This window comes from Amycolatopsis cihanbeyliensis (genome assembly GCF_006715045.1).
Lineage (GTDB): Bacteria > Actinomycetota > Actinomycetes > Mycobacteriales > Pseudonocardiaceae > Amycolatopsis > Amycolatopsis cihanbeyliensis.
Genome location: NZ_VFML01000001.1, coordinates 6102227 through 6120001 on the forward strand (window position 1 = coordinate 6102227; position 17775 = coordinate 6120001).

The following is a 17775-nucleotide window of genomic DNA, read 5'->3' on the forward strand; positions in this document are numbered from 1 at the left end:
ACAGGTAACGTCCGCCCTACCCCGACCGCAACCTTCGTTGGTCGGGAGTGCGGCCGAGCGTGCCCGCGGCGGTGGTGACGATCGAGCGGAGCTGCGCGGTGATGTCCCGCTGGTTCCGCTCGAACACCGGGTCGGTCAGCTCACCGGTGTTGCCGGGCCCGAACTCGAGGATCGGCGTGTGTACGTGCCCGCCGGGGACGTCCAGCCCCAGCGCGTCGCGCAGCAGGGTCGCCCGGTAGGCGATCTCGTTGGAGAGGTAACTTCCCCCGCCGCCCGCCCGCGCGGTCGACCCCGGCGTCGGGCCGTCCGGCCGGAACACCGGCTCCGTGCCGCCGGGCGGGATCTCCAGCACGCCGGTGTTGTCGTAGACCGGGAAGCGGCCGGTGTCCGCCCGCACGATGTCCTCGTACGGCAGGGTGGTCGGGACGAACTCGGGCGCGGGTTCGACGGTCGGAACGTCCGCCGGGATCGGCACCGTGGAGCCGGGGCGCAGCTCGTTGTTGTTGTCCGTGCCCTCGTGCCAGCGCCCGTTGAACCGCTCGATGTCGAACCGGCCCTGCCGCCCCTGGCTGAGGGTGGCGAACAGGTCCACCTCGGGCAGGTGCAGCAGCAGGGTGCGCTCCACCGTGCCCTCCTCGAACGGCCGCCACAGCACCGGGAACAGGACGGCCTCGATGCGCGCGGGTCCCGACCTCGTCCGAACGGTCGTGCCGTCCAAGGCGAGTGCCGCCGCGCCGGAGGGATTGCTGCGACGAATGTCCCCGTCCAGCCGGAACGGGTCGAACCCGCTGACCAGGATCCGCCGGACCCCGGTGGGGTAGCGCACCGCGTCCCGGCCCCGGGAGGAGGTCTCCAGCGTGTCGATCAGCCGCGCCCGCTCCGCCTCGTCCAGGCCGAACCGGGGCGTCCACTGCCGCAGCAGGCCGCTCAACCGCAGCCTGGCCCAGTACAGCGGCCGGTCGTCGGAGGCGGGTAGCCCGCCCGGACCGGCCGTGCCCCGCGCCCGGTGCACCGCCGCGCGCCAGAGGCGCTTCGCCTGGGAGGAGACCGCGATCCTGGCGACCACCCGGTCCGGGGCGGCGCACAGCAACCTGGCGAGGTGGGTCTCGAACCGGTCGAACCCGCTGCGGCGCAGGATCTCCCGGGGCACCGGGAGGGCCGAACGTTGCTCCTCGACGGTCAGCGGTGCCGCCGCGTCGAAACATGAGCGATCGATGCCGGGGTCGGCCAGTGCGGTCTGGGCGCTCGCCACGAACACGGCGGCAAGCCCGAACGCGACCACCGAAGCCCGGCGGGACAACGATGACATTTCCGTGTGCCTCCTACTTTTTTCCACGTGTCCCACCGGCCGCTCGGAACCGCAGGGACATACCCGGACGAGCCTGTGCCGCCTTGTCCACATCGGAATGAACCACCACGGCGATGACCGGGTAGCCGCCGGTGACGGGATGGTCGGCGAGGAACAGGGTCGGCCGGCCGGACGGCGGTACCTGGATCGCACCCGCGACCAGGCCCTCGCTCGGTAGCTCCTCGTGCCGGGAACGGGGCAGTTCCGGCCCGTCCAGCCGGATGCCCACCCGGTTGCTCTCCGTAGCGACCACGTAGGACTCCCGCAACAGGGTGTCCAGCGCGCACGGCAGGAACCAGTCCGCGCGTGGCCCGGGAACCACGGTGAGAGCCAGCGTGCCGGCTGCCGGATGGGGAACCGGAGCCTGCTCGACGGTGGGGAACCCGGCCGGAGGCGGGCCGACCGGCAACTCCATCCCCGGCCGCAGCACCGGGGGCCCGGACCCGGCGAGCAGGTCGGTGGCTCGGGACCCCAGCACCTCGTCGGCCGCGATCCCGCCCCGCACCGCGAGGTAGGCGCGCAGGCCGCGATCCGCGGTGCCCAGCCGGAGCACCGCCCCGGCGGGAACGCGCAGGACGGTGTTCACCGCCTGCCGCCTGCCGCCCACGGTGACCGGGCACGGCGCACCGGTCACCGCGACGGTGAGCGGGCCGCTCACCCGGGCGGCGAGGCCGCCCACGGTGATCTCGATGGCCGCCGCGCCCTCCTCGTTGCCGACCAGCCGGTTCGCCAGGCGCAGCGATCCCCGGTCGGCCGCTCCGGAGGTGCCGACGCCGATATGCGCGAGTCCGGGCCTGCCGAGGTCCTGCACGGTGGCCAGCGGTCCGGTCTCGAGCACCTCCAGCGCCTTCACCGGCCGACCTCCTCGAACCGCACCCGCACGCCCGGACGCAGCAGCGCGGGCGGGTCGCGGTCGGTACGCCACATCTCCAGCTCGGTGCGTCCGATCAGCTGCCACCCACCGGGGGACTCCCGCGGATAGACACCGCTGAACGTCCCGGCCAGCGCGACCGCGCCGGCGGGCACCCTGGTACGTGACTCGGCCCGCCTCGGCACCTCCAACCGCGCCGAACCACCCGCGAGGTAGCCGAAACCCGGTGCGAAGCCACCGAACGCGACCGTCCACTCCGTACCGGTGTGCTCCGCCACCACCTGGCTCTCGGTCAACCCGGTGACCCTGGCCACCTCGGCGAGGTCGTGCCCGTCGTACACCACAGGGACCCGCAACAGTCCCTCGTCGCGACGGTCGCCCGCCGTGCGCGGGGCGGCGCGCACGGCCCGCTCGACCTCGGCAAGCTCGGCCCGGCCCGGATCGACCCGCAGCAACAGGGTCCTGGCGGCCGGGACGAGGTCGGTCACCCCGGGCGGGACGGCCGCGGACAGCGCGGCATACAGCGCCCGCACCGCGTCGAGGTCGTTCAGCTCGACCAGCAGCCCGGAATCGGCGCACCGGAGGATCCGCATCACCGGTCGCTGCCCGCGAACGCGCCCAACCGGACGCCCGCGGCGAGCAGCGCCTCCCGCACGGCCGCGGCGATGGCCGGTGCCCCCGGACTGTCCCCGTGCACGCAGATGGAGTCGGCCCGCACGGTGATCGGGCTGCCGTCGATCGCCGCGATCGGCTCGCCGGACGCGATCCGGACGCACCGGCGGGCGATCAGCTCGGGGTCGGTGAGCACCGCTCCCGGCTCGCGCCGGGAGACCAGCGTGCCCTCCGGGGTGTAGGCGCGGTCGGCGAAGGCCTCCCGGAACCCGCGCAGCCCGGCGTCCTCGGCGAGGCGCAGCCAGACCGAGTCGGGCAGGCCGAGCACGGCGAGCCGCGGGTCGTACTGCCGGACCGCCTCCACCACGGCACCCGCCTGCTCCCGGTGCCGCACGATCGCGTTGTACAGGGCGCCGTGTGGCTTCACATAGCGGACCTCGGTGCCCGCGATCCGCGCGAATCCCGCCAGCGCCCCGATCTGGTAGATCACCTCGTCGGTCAGCTCCCCGGCGGGCATGTCGATGAATCGCCTGCCGAACCCGGCCAGGTCGCGGTAACCGACCTGCGCGCCGACGGCCACCCCCTGCTTGGCCGCCTCGACGCAGGCCTGCCGGATCACTCCGGGGTCACCGGCGTGGAAGCCGCAGGCCACATTGGCGCTGCTGACGATCCGCAGCAGGGCGGCGTCGTCCCCGAGCGTCCAGCGCCCGAAACTCTCCGCGAGGTCGACGTTGAGGTCCACTGTGGTCATGTCGTGGTCGTTCCTAGTTCCAGAGGTCCGCGATGCCGCCGAGCGAGTTCGCGCCGAGGTACACGGTGAGCAACCAGGCCGCGACGCCGATGGCGAGCAGCCAGCGCGGGTAGCGGTAACCGCCGAGCAGGTCACCGCGGCGCAGCGCGACCCAGAGCAGCACCCCGAAGCCGACAGGCAGGATCAGGCCGTTCAGCGCGCCGGCCAGTACCAGCAGCGTGGTCGGCGCCTGGTTCAGGATCAGGAACAGCACCCCGGACACCAGCACGAAGCCCACCACCAGCCAGTTGCGGCGGCGCTGGAACGCGGGCGTGAAGGTGACCAGGAAGGACACCGAGGTGTACGAGGCGCCGATGACCGAGGTGATTCCGGCCGCCCAGAGGATGATCCCGAACAGCCGCAGCCCCACCTCGCCCCCGGCATGCTGGAAGGCGTCGGCGGTCGGGTTGGCCTCCCCGAGTACGTACCCGCCTGCGATCACGCCGAGGATGGCCAGGAACAGCACCCACCGCATGACCCCGGTCAGCAGCAGGGCGCCGACCGAGCCACGGCTGACCCTCGCCACCCGCTCCGGGCCGGTGATCCCGGCGTCCACCAGCCGGTGCGCCCCGGCGTAGGTGATGTACCCGCCGACCGTGCCGCCGATCAGTGTGGTGATCGCGAGGAAGTCGATGTCCTCCGGCAGCACGGACTGGCGCAACGCCTCGCCCACCGGTGGGCCGGAGACGATCGTGGCGTAGACCGTCATGCCGATCATCAGCACACCGAGGGCGACCACGACCCGGTCCATGGCGACCCCCGCGCGCCTGCTGAGGAAGATCCCGATCGCGACCAGCGCGGAGATCCCGCCGCCGATCTTGACCTCCAGCCCGAACAGCGCGTCCAGCCCGAGCGAGGTGCCCGCGATGTTGCCGACGTTGAACACCAGCCCGCCGAACACCACCAGCGCCGCGATCACGTAGCCGAGGCCCGGCAGTACCCGGTTGCCGAGGTCCTGCGCGCGCAGGCCGGAGACCCCGATGACCCGCCACACGTTCAGCTGCACCGCGATGTCCACCAGGATCGAGATCAGGATCGCGAAGGCGAAGGCCGCGCCGAGTTGCACGGTGAACTCGGTGGTCTGCGTGATGAAGCCGGGTCCGATGGCGCTGGTGGCCATCAGGAACACGGCGCCGAGCAGCGCGCCGCGTTTGACCTTGTCCGATCCGGTTGCCGTGCCGCTCTCGGTTGCCATGACGATCTCCGTCCTACGCGAAGCCGGCAGGGAGTCCCATGCGGGTGAGGGTGGGTTCGAGCAGTTCGACCACGGTAAGGATTGTTGAACAATATTGCAATACCCTCGTTGGAAGGGGCGATCGCTAGACTGGGACCCTGTTGGCAGCGTTACGGCCGAGGATGAGGAGCCCGATGACCGCCACCGACCCGTGGGTGGACCTGCTCGCGGGCAACCGTTCGCAGCTCGACCGCACCAGTACCGCCGAACGGGTGGCGGACGTCCTGCGCCAGCACATCATCGAGGGCGCGCTCCCGCCCGGAACCCAGCTCTCCGAGGAGAGCATCGGCAGGGCGCTCGGCGTCTCCCGCAACACCCTGCGCGAGGCCTTCCGCCTGCTGGTGCACGAGCGGTTGCTGGTACACGAGTTCCACCGCGGGGTGTTCGTCCGGCTGCTGTCCATCGCCGACGTGGTCGACCTGTACCGGGTACGGCGGATGCTGGAGACCAGTGCCGTCCGCGGGGCCGCCACGGTGTCGCCGGAGCTCGTCGCCGCGGTGGGCGAGGCGGTGACCGCGGGGGAGCGGGCGGCCGAGGAACGGCGGTGGGTGGAGGTCGGCACCGCGAATATGCGCTTCCACCAGGCACTCGCGGCGCTGGCGGGCAGCCCGCGGGTGGACAGCATGATGAACCAGCTCGCCGCCGAGCTCCGGCTGGCCTTCCACGTGGTGTCCAGACCCCGTGAGCTGCACGAGCCCTATCTCGGGCTGAACCGCGATATCGCCGACCTGCTCGCCGCCGGTGAACCGACCGCGGCCGAGCGCAAGCTGGAGCAGTACTTCGACACCGCCGAAGCCCAACTGGTCGAGGCCTACCGCCAGGCCACCTGAGCGGCCCCGAAGGCGCCGCCGCCGGGGGTTTCGATGATCAGGGCGTCGCCGGGGCCGAGGTCGACGGAGTCGCAGCCGGACATGGCCTCGACGGTGCCGTCGGCGCGTTCCACCCGGTTCACGCCCAGTGCCCCCGGGGATCCGCCGGCCAGGCCGTAGGGCGCCACCCTCCGGTGACCGGACAGGGTGGAGGCGGTCACCGGTTCGGTGAACCGCAGCCGCCGCACCGCACCGTCACCGCCACGTCGGCGTCCGGTGCCGCCGCTGCCGCGCCGGATGGCGAACTCCTCCAGCAGCACGGGAAAGCGCCACTCCAGCACCTCCGGGTCGGTGAGTCGGGAGTTCGTCATATGCGTCTGGACTGCGCTCGCGCCGTCGAAGTCCGCACCCGCACCGGAGCCCGAGCCGATGGTCTCGTAGTACTGGTACCGGTCGTTGCCGAAGGTGAGGTTGTTCATCGTGCCCGAGCCCTCCGCCTGCACCCCGAGCGCGGCGTAGAGCGCTCCGGTGATCGCCTGCGAGGTCTCCACGTTCCCGGCCACCACCGCGGCGGGGTAGGTGGGCGCGAGCATCGACCCTTCCGGGATGACCAGGCGCAGCGGGCGCAGGCAGCCGTCGTTCAGCGGGATATCGTCGGCGACCAGGGTGCGGAACACGTACAGCACGGCTGCCGTGGCCACCGAGGACGGGGCGTTGAAGTTGGTCGGCAGTTGCGCGGAGGTACCGGTGAAGTCCAGGGTCGCCGAGCGGTCGGTCCGGTCCACCTCGATCCGTACCGAGATCACGGCGCCGGAGTCCATCTCGTAGGAGTACGTGCCGTCGGCGAGGGTGTCGATGACGCGCCGTACGGCCTCGGCCGCGTTGTCCTGCACGTGCCGCATGTATGCCTGCACGACGTCGAGTCCGAAGTGGTCGATCATCTTCGACACCTCGTCGACGCCCTTCTGATTCGCCGCGATCTGCGCCCGCAGGTCGGCGATGTTGGTGTCCGGATTGCGGGAGGGGTAGGGCGCCTCGGCCAGCAGCCGGATCGTCTCCTCCTCGCGCAGCTCGCCTCCGGAAACCAGCAGCCAGTTGTCGAGCAGCACACCCTCCTGATGCACGTCCCGGCTGTGCGCCGGCATCGAACCCGGGGTGAGGCCGCCGATGTCGGCGTGGTGCCCGCGCGAGGCCACGTAGAACAGGATCGACTCGCCTGCCGTGTCGAACACCGGGGTGATCACGGTGATGTCGGGCAGGTGGGTGCCGCCGTGGTAGGGGTCGTTGACGGCGTAGACCTCGCCGCGCCGCATGGTGCCCGCCCGCCTGCGCAGCACCTCCTTGACACTGGTTCCCATCGAGCCGAGATGCACCGGCATGTGCGGGGCGTTGGCGATCAGGTTGCCGTCCGGGTCGAACAGCGCGCAGGAGAAGTCGAGCCGCTCCTTGATGTTCACCGACTGCGCGGTGGCCTCCAGTCGCGAACCCATCTGCTCGGCGATGGACATGAACAGGTTGTTGAAGATCTCCAGCAGCACCGGGTCCACCGCGGTGGTCGCGGGCAACGCGTCCAGCGGTTCCCGCACCCGCTCGATCAGCAGGTGGCCGGGCTCGGTCGCCCGCGCCTGCCAGCCCGGTTCCACCACGGTGGTGGCGTTGGCCTCGGTGAGGATCGCCGGTCCGGTCACGGTCGTGCCCGGCCGCAGCCGCTCCCTGCGGTGCAACGGGGCCCGGTGCCACCGGCCGGCGGCATACAGCGGCACGGTGTCCGCGGGCTCGACGTCCAATGTATCCACATCGGACTCATTGCCGAGCTTTCCGAGCTCCGGCTGCTCGGTACGCCCCACCGCCTCCACGGTGACCGCCTCCACCACCAGCGGCCGATCCAGCAGGAAGGAGTAGGTGGACCGGTGGGCGTCCTCGAACTCGGCCACCATCCCGGCATGTTCGGCCAGGTCCACGGCCACGGTGGTGTCGGTGCCGTCGTAGCGTAACTGGGCCCGCCGGAGCACCGCGATCCGCTCGGCAGGTACCCCCTCCTCGAGCAGTTCCGCCCGCGCCGCCTCCTCCAGCGCGTCCGCCTCGGCCTCGATCCGGCCCAGCGCGGCGGGCCGCAGCTCGATCTCCACGGACTGCTCGCGCATCGCCGTGGTGTCGGCCAGCCCGATGCCCAGTGCGGACAGCACGCCGGCAAGCGGTGGCACCAGCACGGTGTCGACACCGAGCGAGTCGGCCACAGCGCAGGCGTGCTGACCGCCCGCCCCGCCGAAGGTGGTCAGCACGTAGCCGGTGACGTCATGGCCCTTCTGCACCGAGATCCGCTTGACCGCGTTGGCCATGTTCGCCACCGCGATGCGCAGGTAACCCTCGGCCACCTGCTCGGGGGAGCGGTCGTCCCCGGTCCGCTCCCGGATGTCCGCGGCGAGCTCGGCGAACCGCGTGCGCACCGACTCCGCGTCCAGCGGCTGGTCCCCGTGCTCGCCGAACACCCGTGGGAAATGCGCGGGCTGCACCCGCCCCAGCAGCACGTTCGCGTCGGTGACGGTCAGCGGCCCGCCGCGCCGGTAGCAGGCGGGACCGGGGTCGGCACCCGCCGAGTCGGGGCCCACCCGGTACCGGCTGCCGTCGAAGTGCAGGATCGACCCGCCACCCGCGGCCACGGTGTGGATGTCCAGCATCGGTGCCCGCAGCCGTACCCCGCCGATCTGCGCGTCGAATACCCGTTCGTACTCGCCCGCGTAGTGCGAGACATCGGTGGAGGTGCCGCCCATGTCGAAGCCGATCACCCGCTCGAACCCGGCCAGCTCGGACATCCGCGCCATGCCGACGATCCCGCCGGCCGGCCCGGACAGGATGGCGTCCTTGCCCCGGAAATGCCCGGCCTCGGTGAGCCCGCCGTTGGACTGCATGAACATCAGCCGGGCGCCGGTGCCGGCCGTGCCCGGCCCCTCGACGTCCTCCAGTTGCTCGGCCACCTGGCGCACGTACCGGCCCAGCACGGGGGAGAGGTAGGCGTCCACCACGGCGGTGTCCCCGCGGGGCACCACTTTCATCAGCGGGCTGGCCTCGGCGGAGCGGGACACCTGCGGGAAGCCGACGCGTTCGGCCAGCTCGCCGATCCGGCGTTCGTGCTCCGGGTGCAGGTGGCTGTGCAGGCACACCACGGCGACCGCGCGGAAACCGTCCGCGTACGCCTGCCGCAACTCGGTGTCGAGCCGGTCCAGATCCGGGGTGCGCAACACCTCGCCCGCGGCGGTGATCCGCTCGTCGGCCTCGATCACCCGCTCGTACAAGGCCTCGGGCAGCCGGATGTGCCGGTCGAAGATCCGCGGGCGGTTCTGGTAGCCGATCCGCAGCGCGTCCCCGAAGCCGCGAGTGATCACCAGCACGGTGCGCTCGCCCGTGCGTTCCAGCAGGGCGTTGGTGGCCACCGTGGTGCCCATCCGCACCGCCTCGATCAGGCCGGCGGGAACCGGAGCGCCTTCCTCGACGCCGAGCAGCGCGCGAATCCCGGCCACCGCGGCGTCGGCGTACCGGTCGGGGTCCGCGGAGAGGAGCTTGTGCGTCACCAGGCCGCCATCGGGTCGTCGTGCCACGATGTCGGTGAACGTCCCACCACGATCGACCCAGAACTGCCAGCCCACGCGCACTCCCTTCGCCCTGCCCGGGAGTATCACATGGCCACGGCGCCGCGCACGATCAGCGCGACCGAGCTGGCCGCGGCCACCACCAGCACCGCGCCCCGGATCCGCCCGCCGTCCAGGAGCCCGCGGACCGGGCCGGACAGCAGGAAGCCGAGCACCAGGAACGGCAGCAACCCTGCGGCCAGCAGCAGGTGCCGGGACTCGATCTGCCCGCCGGCGGCCAACCCGGCCGCCGACAGCACCGAGCCGATCGCGAAGCAGGCCGCCAGCGTGGACCTGATCCGTGGGCCGGGCTCGTGCTGGTAGAGCAGTGCGATCGGGGGACCGCCGATGGAGGCGGCGGTCCCCATCGCGCCGCTGGCGGTTCCGGCGAGCACCAGCGGGGTGGGCGCGGGCCGTGGCCGCCAGGTGGTGACCGACAGCCCGAGGCAGACCAGCACGGCGGCCCCGACCACCACGGCGAACAGCCGCTGCGGCAGCATGGCCACCGCGAGCACGCCCAGTCCCACGCCGGGGATCCGGCCCAGCATCGCCCAGCCGACGCCGCGCCAGTCGGTGTCGGTGTGTTCCCGGACCATCGCCAGCGTCGAGTGCACGGTGACGACGAGCAGCAGCGGGACCGGGACCAGCGCCGGATCGAGCAGGGCGAGCAGCGGGGCGGCCAGCAGGTTCATCCCGTAGCCGATGGCGCCTTGCACCAGTGCGCCGAGCAGCACCGCGCCCGCGACGAGCAATGTGGTCGGCACGGATCCCCCCTCGTGGTCACCCCCGCACCGGGATCATCCCGCGCGCCGCGCCGCGCCCGCTTCCAGGGCGGCCGACAGGTCGGCCCAGAGGTCCTCGACGTGCTCCAGCCCGATGGAAAGCCGCAACAGTCCCTCGCTGATCCCGGCGTTACGCCGGTCGTCCTCCCCGACGATGTGGTGGCTCAGCGAGGCGGGGTGCTGGATCAGGCTGTCCACGCTACCGAGGCTCACCGCCGGGGTGATCAGGCGGACCGCGCCGATCACCGCATGCGGGTCGCCCGCCACCTCGAAGGCCAGCAGCGGCCCGCCGCCGCGTAACTGACCCCGCGGGCGCAGCGGGTCGAGGCCCGGGTAGTGCACCCGGAGTACGGCGGGGTGCTCGGCAAGGCGGGTGGCCAGCTCGTGCGCGGTCGCCGAGGCGGCCTCCACCCGGACCGGAAGCGTGGACAACCCGCGCAGCAGCAGGTAACCGGCGAGCGGGTGGAGCGTGGCCCCGGTCACGAAGCGCATCTGGCGCAGTGAGCGGGCGAACCCCTCCCGGCAGGCGACGACCCCGCCGAGTACGTCACCGTGGCCGCCGAGGAACTTGGTCGCGCTGTGCAGCACGATGTCCGCCCCGCATTCGATCGGCCGCTGCAGCACCGGGGTGGCGAAGGTGTTGTCCACCAGCAGCGGGACCTCGCCGCAGGCGATGGCCAGGTCCCGCAGGTCGTGCTCGCGCAGGGTCGGGTTGGCCGGGGTCTCCACCAGCACCAGGCCGGTGTCCGGGCGCAGCTCGGCGGCGAGGGTCTCCGGGGTCGCCCAGCTCACCCGCGTGCCCAGCAGCCCGGAGGCGAGCAGGTGATCGCTGGTGCCGTACAGCGGGCGGACGGCGACCACATGCGGGCGGCCCGCGGCGACCGTGGCCAGCAGGCAGGCCGAAAGGGCGGCCATTCCGCTGGCGAAGGCCACCGCCTGCTCGGCCCCCTCCAACTCGGCCAGCGCCCGCTCGAAGCGGCCGACGGTGGGGTTGTCCAGGCGGGCGTAGACCGGCTGCCCCGGAGGCCGCGCTCCCTCGGCGAACTCCTCCAGCCGCGCGGCCTCGGCGCGGCTGTCCCGCGCCGGGTAGGTGGTCGAGAGGTCCAGTGGGGGAGCGTGCAGCCCCAGCTCGACCAGGTCCTCCCGACCGGCGTGCACTGCCATGGTGTCGAAGTCAGGCTTGCTGTTCACGCCATCCAGCATGCAGTTAGTCCGGCCAGATGGGGTGAACGCCGCATATGATTCGGCGGATGACGGAAACAGTGCACATGGATTCGACCGACTTCGTGATCCTCCGGGAGCTACAGAACGACGCACGGATCACCAACCGGGAGCTGGCCAAAGGCGCCGGGATCGCGCCGTCCACCTGCCTGGAGCGGGTGGCGCGGCTGCGCCGGGCCGGGGTGCTCCTCGGCTACACCGCCCGGATCGACCCCGGCGCCGTCGGGCGCGTCCTGGAGGCGTTCCTCGCGATCCGCGTCCGCCCGCATCGCAGGCCGGTCGTCGGCCCGTTCGTGGAGCACGTTCGCGCGCGGCCGGAGACCCGCGCGCTCTACCACGTCGCGGGCCCGGACGACTACCTCCTGCACGTCGCCACCACCGGGGTGCGCGACCTGCAACGGTTCGTGCTGGACGAGCTGACTTCGCAGGACGTGGTGGCCCACGTGGAGACCACGTTGATCTTTCAGCAGTGGAACGGCGGCCCGGTTCGTCCCGCCGCCGATCCGGGGAACGGACCGGATGCTAAGTTGGTCGAGTGAGTGACTTAGTCGATCGACCAAACCTGGGCCGGGGTGCCCGGCGGCGGGAGCAGCTGGTCGAGGCCGGGGTGGCGCTGCTGGCCGAGGGCGGCTGGCCCGCCGTCACCAGCCGGGGCGTAGCCGAACGGGCCGGGGCGAACCTGGGATTGATCCACTACCACTTCGGCGGGCTGCTCGCGCTGCATGCCGCGATCGCGCGCCGGGCGGGTGAGCTGGTCATCAACCCGGTGATCGCCGAACTCCTCGGGGCGCCCGACGAGCGGGCCGCGTTGCGTGCGGTGCACCGGATGTTGCCCGCGACCACCGAGGACGACCGGATCACCATGCTCGCAACCGAACTGGTGGCCGGCGCGCGGCGTGCACCCGAGCTCGGCGAGGTACTGCGCGAGCAACTGCGGCAGGCGCGGACCGAGCTCGCCGGCTGGCTGCGGCGCAGGCACCCCGAATGGCCCGCGGCGCGGCGTACCGGCGCGGCCACCCTGCTGGCCGCCTTGCTCGACGGGCTGATGCTGCACCGGATGCTCGATTCCGCGCTGCCGGTCGAGGACGCACTGGCCACACTGGACGAGCTCGTCGCGGACGGGCGGAAGGAGCGGAACTGAACATGGAGATCGTCAAGCGGCCGCAACCGCCGAAGGGGCTGAGCAGGCTGCTCTACCGGTTGCCGATTCACCTCTACCGTGCGGGGTTCGGCTGGCTGTTCGGGCAGCGGTTGATGATGCTGACACATGTCGGCCGGGTGTCCGGGAAGCCGAGGAACATCGTGATCGAGGTGGTCGAGCACGCCGCCGACGGCAGTTACCTCGCCGCCTCCGGTTTCGGTACCAAGGCGGACTGGTACCGCAACGTGCGCAAGCGGCCCGATGTGACCATCCATATCGGGCGGCGCATGATCCCGGTGACCGCGGAGCAACTGTCCACTGAGGAAGGCGGGGACCTGATGGCCCGGTACGCCGCGCGCCACCCCAGGGCGGCACGCAAGCTGTGCCGCCTCATGGGGTTCGCCGTGGACGGTAGTGCGGAGGACTACCGCACGGTCGGCAGGGAGGTCCCCTTCCTGCGTTTCGTTCCCCGCACCTGAGTCCTGGCCTCAGCCCGGTTCGGCACGTTCGGCGTACCACCGGAAGGTGCGCCGCACCCCCTCGGCAAGCGTCACCTTCGGCTCGTACCCGGTGAGCGCACGCAGCTTGGCCAGGTCGGGGCAGCGCCGGGCGACCGAACCGGGGGGCGCGGGCAGCAGGTCCAGCCGCGGCCGGTGCCCGGCGAGCCGCAGTATCAGCTCGGCGAGGTCGGCGATGGTGGTCTCGGTGTCGTTGCCGATGTGCACGATCTCGCCTGCGGCCGCCCCGGTGTCCATCAGCCGGACCATCGCCTCGACGGCGTCGTCCACATGGCAGAACGCCCGCATCTGCTCGCCACCGTACACGGGGAACGGGTCCTCACCCCCGATCGCGCGCAGGGACAACTCCGGGACCACGTGATCGGCGCCCATGCGTGCCCCGTACACGTTGTGAAACCTGCCGATGACGTACGGGATGCCCCTGGCCCGTGCGGTGTGCACGACCGCGGCCTCGCCCAGTAGCTTGCTCACCCCGTACGCGAACCGGGGTGCCGTGATGTCCCGCACCATCAGTGGCACGCTCTCCGGCGTCGGCACCGCGACCACCCCCGCGCTCACTCCACCGGCGTAGGCCTCGCTGGTGGAGGCGAAGAACAACCGGGTGCCAGGTTCCAGCCAGTCCAGCAGGTGCAGCAGGCTGAAGGTGTTGGTCCGAATGACCCTGGCCGGATCCCGCTCGACATTGCGCACCCCGACCACGGCGGCCAGCAGGTAGACCTGGTCCCAGCCGCGCGGGAAATCCCGGTAGGAGGCCGGATCAGTGAGATCGGCGTGCAGCACCGGAACGGACAGTGCGGCCAGCTCCCTGTCCTCCTCCCCGCGCGAGAAGTCGTCCACGATGGTCACCTCGTGGCCGTCGGCGAGCAGCCGCCTGCTCAGGTGCAGCCCGATGAATCCGGCGCCGCCCAGTACCAGCGCCCTCATCCGCCCACCGCCACGACCGTAGGGGAGGGCTCGTAGCCGAGCCCGGCGTAGCGCACCCCGCGGCCGGTGATCCTGACCGGATCGAGGATCCGCCAGGAGTCGTACACCAGCCGGACGGGCGAGCCGCCGAGCAGATCCGCCATGTCCAGCTCGCGATACTCGGGATGGTCGGTGATCAGCAACACCGCGTCCGCCTCCCGGAAACACCGCACCAGGTCCACCGGTTCCCCGCCGTGCGCCCGGATCACCTCCGTTGACACCAGTGGGTCATGGCCGAGCACTCGCAGTCCCGCGGTCGCGAACACCGGCATCATCGAGGCGATCGGGGCACCGCGCATATCGTCCGTGGGTGGCTGGCCTTTGTACGCCCAACCGAGCACGGCCAGTGTCTGGCCGGAGGGCGCCATCAGGTCGCGGACCCGCCGCGCCACGTGCACCGGTAGCCGCTCGTTCAACGCGCGTGCCGCACCGATCACCGGTGGCAGATGCCCGTTACGCTCGGCGCCCGCCAGCATGATGTAGGGATCCTTGGAAAGGCAGCCGCCGCCGACATACCCGGGTCTGGCGATGTCCGGCCGCGGATAGTGCAGGTTGGTCGCCCTGATCACCTCGAGCGGATCGAGCCCGAGCCGCTCGGTCAGCAGGGCCACCTCATTGCCGAAGGAGTAGATCACGTCGGTATGGCAGTTGTTGGCGAGCTTGACCAGCTCCGCGGTCTCCAGGCTGGACACGCCGACGACCTCCCTGGCGAAACCGCCGAACAGCGCCAGCCCACGTTCCAGGCTCACCTCGTCCAGCCCACCCACCACCTGCGGGAGTTCGACCAACTCGTGCAACGCCTGCCCCTGGATCGTGCGTTCCGGAGCCATCACGAGGTGCGCCGAGCCCCAGGCGTCCAGCAACGGTGGCAACACCACCTCCCGGCTCGTGCCGACCGGAACCGTGCTGCGCACCACCACCAGCGTGCCCGGTGTGCAGTGCAGCGCGACGTGTTCCGCGGCCCCGGCCAGGTTCCCCAGGTACGGTTCGTGCGTGGCCTCGTCCACCGGGGTGGACACGCAGATGATCGCGACATCCACCGTTGCCGGCGGCAGCTCGGCGGAGACCAGGATGTTCCCGCCGGTATGTTCGGCGAACACCTCCGCCACACCGGGCTCGTAGATGTGCGGCTTCCCCCGGGCCAGCGAGTCCAGTACCGCCGGCGAAGTGTCCACCCCGTGCACCTGGTGGCCCGCGCGGGCCAGCGCGGCGGTCAGGGTGAGGCCGACGTATCCCATTCCGATGATGCCGATCTTCATTTCACTCCTCTTGAGACGGTGCTGGGCACGGTGGTGACACCTGGTCGAGTTCCAGGGTGGTGACGTAGCCCGCGAAGCCTTCCTCCCGGTACCTGCGGCAGGCATGCCGGACGTTCTCCTGCCGCAGGGCGTAGTCCACGGCGAGGACGAACTTCCCCGCGGCCAGCACGGCCCTGGCCTCGGCGAGGTTGGTCCGGCAGAAGTCGTGGGTGCACGGCCGGTCGGTGGCGAGGAAGAACAGTTCTTCCATGCCGATTCCATCGATGGCTTCCAGGTAGCCGGGATGCTTGCGCAGTTCCGGCGAGTTCTGCGGGACGATCAGGAAGTCCGGCTCGGTCGCCTTGGCGTACGCACTGGTTCGCTCGATCAGCTCGACCATCTTGCGGCCGAGGCTCTCCCTGCGCTCGCCGGGTACCAGGTCGAGATCGATCTCCTCGTAGGCGAGCGGGGTGTCCAGGTAAACCCCGTCGAAACCGGCGCGTAAAGCCTGGTCCAGCCGTGGCTCGATGGCCTGATCCCACCAATGTGGACTCCAGTATCGTACGAAGTACTCGCCGGGCCAGGTTTCCCATTCGTTCAGCATCAGCCCCGGATGTTCCGTGCTGAACGAACGGAAGTCGGGTCGGAAGTTCTCCAGTGAACCCAGCTCGAAATAGGCGAGGACGTGCTTTCCGGACGCCCGGAGCACGTTGATCTCCTTCGCGGTGAAGTACGCGTCCCCCGCGTCCCGTGCCAGGTCGATCACGGCCAGCCGATGGGGAGCGTCGGCGAGTCGGGCCAGGCCGTCGTCGTGGTAGCGCTGTAGCTGGTAGACGAACTCATCGACCAGCCGGGGCTCCGGGGGCGGCTCACCGGCCGGTGCGTCCGCGACGCACCCGGCAAGGCAGGTCGTCAGCAGCAGGCACAGCAGGGCGTACGACCGATTCCACCGCCGGCGCCGCCGGGTCATCGCTCTTCCCACGCCGCCCGGATCATGGCCCGCAGGTCGTAACGCGGCGCCCAGCCCAGCGCCTGCCTGATCCTGGTCAGGTCGGCCGCGATCCAGTTCACCGTGCTGGAGCGGGACGGTGCGGGTTCGGATTCGTGGATCTCGCCGGGGAAGCCCGCGACCTCGGCCAGCAGGCGCACCGCGTCCCGCACCGCCACCGCCATCCCGCCGCCGACGTTGAGTACCTGGTCCTTGAGCCAGTCCACCAGTGCCGCCTCCCTGATCGCGGCGGCGACGTCGCGGACGTCCACGAAGTCCCGGTAGGTGTCCAACGGGCCGAGCCGGATGTGGTCGCGGCCGTGGGCCAGGGCGGCGCGCAGCCCGACCGCTGCCTTACCGAGCACGTTCTCGGCCGGCAGTCCCGGGCCGACCGGGTTGAACAACCGCAGTGCCACGGCGTCCACCCGGCCCTGCTCGCCGGCCAGCCTGGCCAGCTGGGTGCTGGCCAGGCGGGTAGCGCCGTAGGGGGCGACCGGGCTCGTCGGGTCGGTCTCCGTCACCGGCTGACCCATGGGGACCACGCCGTACTCGGCGGCCGAACCGAGGACCACCAGCCGGAGCCCGCGCGCGTGCTCGGCCATCGCGTCCAGCAGCTTGGCTGTGACCAGCACGTTCGCCTCGACCAGTTCGGTGGCGTCGCCGGAGAGCCGCCCGGCACAGTTGATCACGGCGTCCGGCCGGGTCCGGCGCAACACGGTGCTCAGCTCCGTCACGGTCGCGGTCACCAGGTCGTGCTGGATCCAGTCCGGGCCGGCCGGCGCCGACCGGCCCGCGCGGATCAGCACGCCTACCCGCGGGTCCTCGGCCAGGGCGTGAGCGACCTGCCTGCCGAGGAAGCCGTTCGCGCCGAACAGGAGCACTCGCGCCGGCATCAGGCGAATTCCAGCTTCGACGCGACGGGGGCGGAAGGCAGCAACGTACGCCGGAGTCGTTGGAAGCTGCGGTTGGCCTCGTCGTAGTCGTCCGGCCGCCCGATGTCCAGCCAGTAACCTTCGAACTCGTAGACCCTTGGTTTGGCGTCCTTCGCCAGCAGGTCGAGCACCAACTCGTCGAAACCGAACGGGACGTTGCACGGGTAGGGGGACAGCGTCGTGCGGGAAAGGGCGTACACGCCCATGCTCACGCCGTACGACAGGGTCGGCTTCTCGCGGAAGTCCACGATATGCCCGTCGGTTGTCTCCAAGGTGCCGAAGTCGACCTTCACCTCACGCTGGTAGGTGGCCACGGTCAGCGAAGCCGCGGACTCCTGGTGCGCGCGCAGCAGTGCGGCGTAGTCCAGATCGGTCAGCACGTCCCCGTTCATCACCAGGAAGTGCTCCGGTAGCCGGTCCAGGAAGTTCAGCAGTGGACCGATGGTGGACAGCGGCTTGTCCTCGGCGACGTAGTCGATCCGCAGGCCCCACTGCTCGCCGCTGCCCGCGAAGGCGCGGATGAGCGAGCCGAGGTGCCCGATCGCCAGGGTGACCCGATCGAAGCCGTGGGCCTTCAGCTGTTGCAGGATGATGTCCAGAATCGCGTACTCCTCGCCGATCGGGACGAGAGGTTTGGGCAAGGCCGTGGTGTACGGCCGTAGCCGAACCCCTTGCCCGCCCGCGAGTATTGCCGCATGCATG

Annotated in this window: 17 protein-coding genes; 4 read left to right on the forward strand and 13 right to left on the reverse strand. The window is 71.2% G+C overall.

Annotation, left to right across the window (positions count from 1 at the left end):
- Nucleotides 1-16: 16 nt before the first annotated feature.
- From FB471_RS27910 to FB471_RS27930, 5 genes are read right to left on the reverse strand one after another with little or no spacing between them, the layout of a single operon-like run.
- Nucleotides 17-1309 carry a pyroglutamyl-peptidase I gene (locus FB471_RS27910; RefSeq protein WP_142001274.1) on the reverse strand — a complete coding sequence of 431 codons (1293 nt, stop codon included), beginning with the start codon at nt 1307-1309 and terminating at the stop codon, nt 17-19.
- A gap of 13 nt (nt 1310-1322) precedes the next feature.
- On the reverse strand, nt 1323-2201 hold the full coding sequence (locus FB471_RS27915; RefSeq protein ID WP_142001275.1) for a 5-oxoprolinase subunit C family protein: 879 nt from the start codon (nt 2199-2201) through the stop codon (nt 1323-1325).
- Nucleotides 2198-2812, reverse strand: coding sequence for a 5-oxoprolinase subunit B family protein (locus tag FB471_RS27920; protein ID WP_142001276.1), 615 nt, complete (start codon nt 2810-2812; stop codon nt 2198-2200). Before FB471_RS27920 ends, FB471_RS27915 begins: the two co-directional genes overlap by 4 nt.
- The gene (locus FB471_RS27925) at nt 2812-3582 is read right to left on the reverse strand and encodes a LamB/YcsF family protein (protein ID WP_142001277.1); all 771 of its coding nucleotides are present in this window, start codon (nt 3580-3582) and stop codon (nt 2812-2814) included. Before FB471_RS27925 ends, FB471_RS27920 begins: the two co-directional genes overlap by 1 nt.
- A gap of 13 nt (nt 3583-3595) precedes the next feature.
- Complete coding sequence (locus FB471_RS27930; RefSeq protein ID WP_142001278.1) at nt 3596-4816, reverse strand: NRAMP family divalent metal transporter; 1221 nt, start codon at nt 4814-4816, stop codon at nt 3596-3598.
- Between the two features lie 173 nt (nt 4817-4989).
- Here FB471_RS27930 and FB471_RS27935 point away from each other — a divergent pair, with 173 nt between their 5' ends.
- Nucleotides 4990-5685 carry a GntR family transcriptional regulator gene (locus FB471_RS27935; protein WP_142001279.1) on the forward strand — a complete coding sequence of 232 codons (696 nt, stop codon included), beginning with the start codon at nt 4990-4992 and terminating at the stop codon, nt 5683-5685.
- Here FB471_RS27935 and FB471_RS27940 read toward each other — a convergent pair.
- From FB471_RS27940 to FB471_RS27950, 3 genes are read right to left on the reverse strand one after another with little or no spacing between them, the layout of a single operon-like run.
- Nucleotides 5667-9308, reverse strand: coding sequence for a hydantoinase B/oxoprolinase family protein (locus FB471_RS27940; RefSeq protein ID WP_211358162.1), 3642 nt, complete (start codon nt 9306-9308; stop codon nt 5667-5669). The two genes, FB471_RS27935 and FB471_RS27940, sit on opposite strands and share 19 nt — an antisense overlap.
- Before the next feature lie 29 nt (nt 9309-9337).
- Nucleotides 9338-10054 carry a sulfite exporter TauE/SafE family protein gene (locus tag FB471_RS27945; RefSeq protein WP_142001281.1) on the reverse strand — a complete coding sequence of 239 codons (717 nt, stop codon included), beginning with the start codon at nt 10052-10054 and terminating at the stop codon, nt 9338-9340.
- A 33-nt stretch (nt 10055-10087) separates the two neighbouring features.
- Nucleotides 10088-11236 (reverse strand): trans-sulfuration enzyme family protein, encoded by a 1149-nt coding sequence (locus tag FB471_RS27950; RefSeq protein WP_246076761.1) that lies wholly within the window; start codon nt 11234-11236, stop codon nt 10088-10090.
- An 86-nt stretch (nt 11237-11322) separates the two neighbouring features.
- Here FB471_RS27950 and FB471_RS27955 point away from each other — a divergent pair, with 86 nt between their 5' ends.
- From FB471_RS27955 to FB471_RS27965, 3 genes are read left to right on the forward strand one after another with little or no spacing between them, the layout of a single operon-like run.
- Nucleotides 11323-11832 (forward strand): Lrp/AsnC family transcriptional regulator, encoded by a 510-nt coding sequence (locus tag FB471_RS27955; protein WP_142001283.1) that lies wholly within the window; start codon nt 11323-11325, stop codon nt 11830-11832.
- Entirely contained in the window at nt 11829-12434 is a 606-nt protein-coding gene (locus FB471_RS27960) for a TetR/AcrR family transcriptional regulator (RefSeq protein WP_142001284.1), read from the forward strand. Before FB471_RS27955 ends, FB471_RS27960 begins: the two co-directional genes overlap by 4 nt.
- A 2-nt stretch (nt 12435-12436) precedes the next feature.
- Nucleotides 12437-12913, forward strand: a complete 477-nt coding sequence (locus FB471_RS27965; protein WP_142001285.1) for a nitroreductase family deazaflavin-dependent oxidoreductase — start codon at nt 12437-12439, stop codon at nt 12911-12913.
- A 9-nt stretch (nt 12914-12922) separates the two neighbouring features.
- Here the strand turns inward: FB471_RS27965 and FB471_RS27970 are convergent, their stop codons facing one another.
- The 5 genes from FB471_RS27970 to FB471_RS27990 are packed head-to-tail and all read right to left on the reverse strand — an operon-like array spanning nt 12923 to nt 17774.
- Nucleotides 12923-13876: an NAD-dependent epimerase/dehydratase family protein gene (locus FB471_RS27970; RefSeq protein WP_142001286.1), complete on the reverse strand. Its 954-nt coding sequence runs from the start codon at nt 13874-13876 to the stop codon at nt 12923-12925.
- The gene (locus tag FB471_RS27975) at nt 13873-15174 is read right to left on the reverse strand and encodes a nucleotide sugar dehydrogenase (RefSeq protein ID WP_142001287.1); all 1302 of its coding nucleotides are present in this window, start codon (nt 15172-15174) and stop codon (nt 13873-13875) included. The genes FB471_RS27970 and FB471_RS27975 overlap by 4 nt, the downstream gene beginning before the upstream one ends.
- Nucleotide 15175: 1 nt before the next feature.
- A complete protein-coding gene (locus tag FB471_RS27980; protein ID WP_142001288.1) occupies nt 15176-16123 on the reverse strand; it encodes a glycoside hydrolase family 191 protein in 948 nt (315 codons plus the stop codon).
- Complete coding sequence (locus tag FB471_RS27985) at nt 16120-17034, reverse strand: NAD-dependent epimerase/dehydratase family protein (RefSeq protein WP_142001289.1); 915 nt, start codon at nt 17032-17034, stop codon at nt 16120-16122. The genes FB471_RS27980 and FB471_RS27985 overlap by 4 nt, the downstream gene beginning before the upstream one ends.
- Nucleotides 17034-17774, reverse strand: a complete 741-nt coding sequence (locus FB471_RS27990; RefSeq protein ID WP_142001290.1) for a nucleotidyltransferase family protein — start codon at nt 17772-17774, stop codon at nt 17034-17036. The genes FB471_RS27985 and FB471_RS27990 overlap by 1 nt, the downstream gene beginning before the upstream one ends.
- Between the last annotated feature and the right edge of the window lies 1 nt (nt 17775).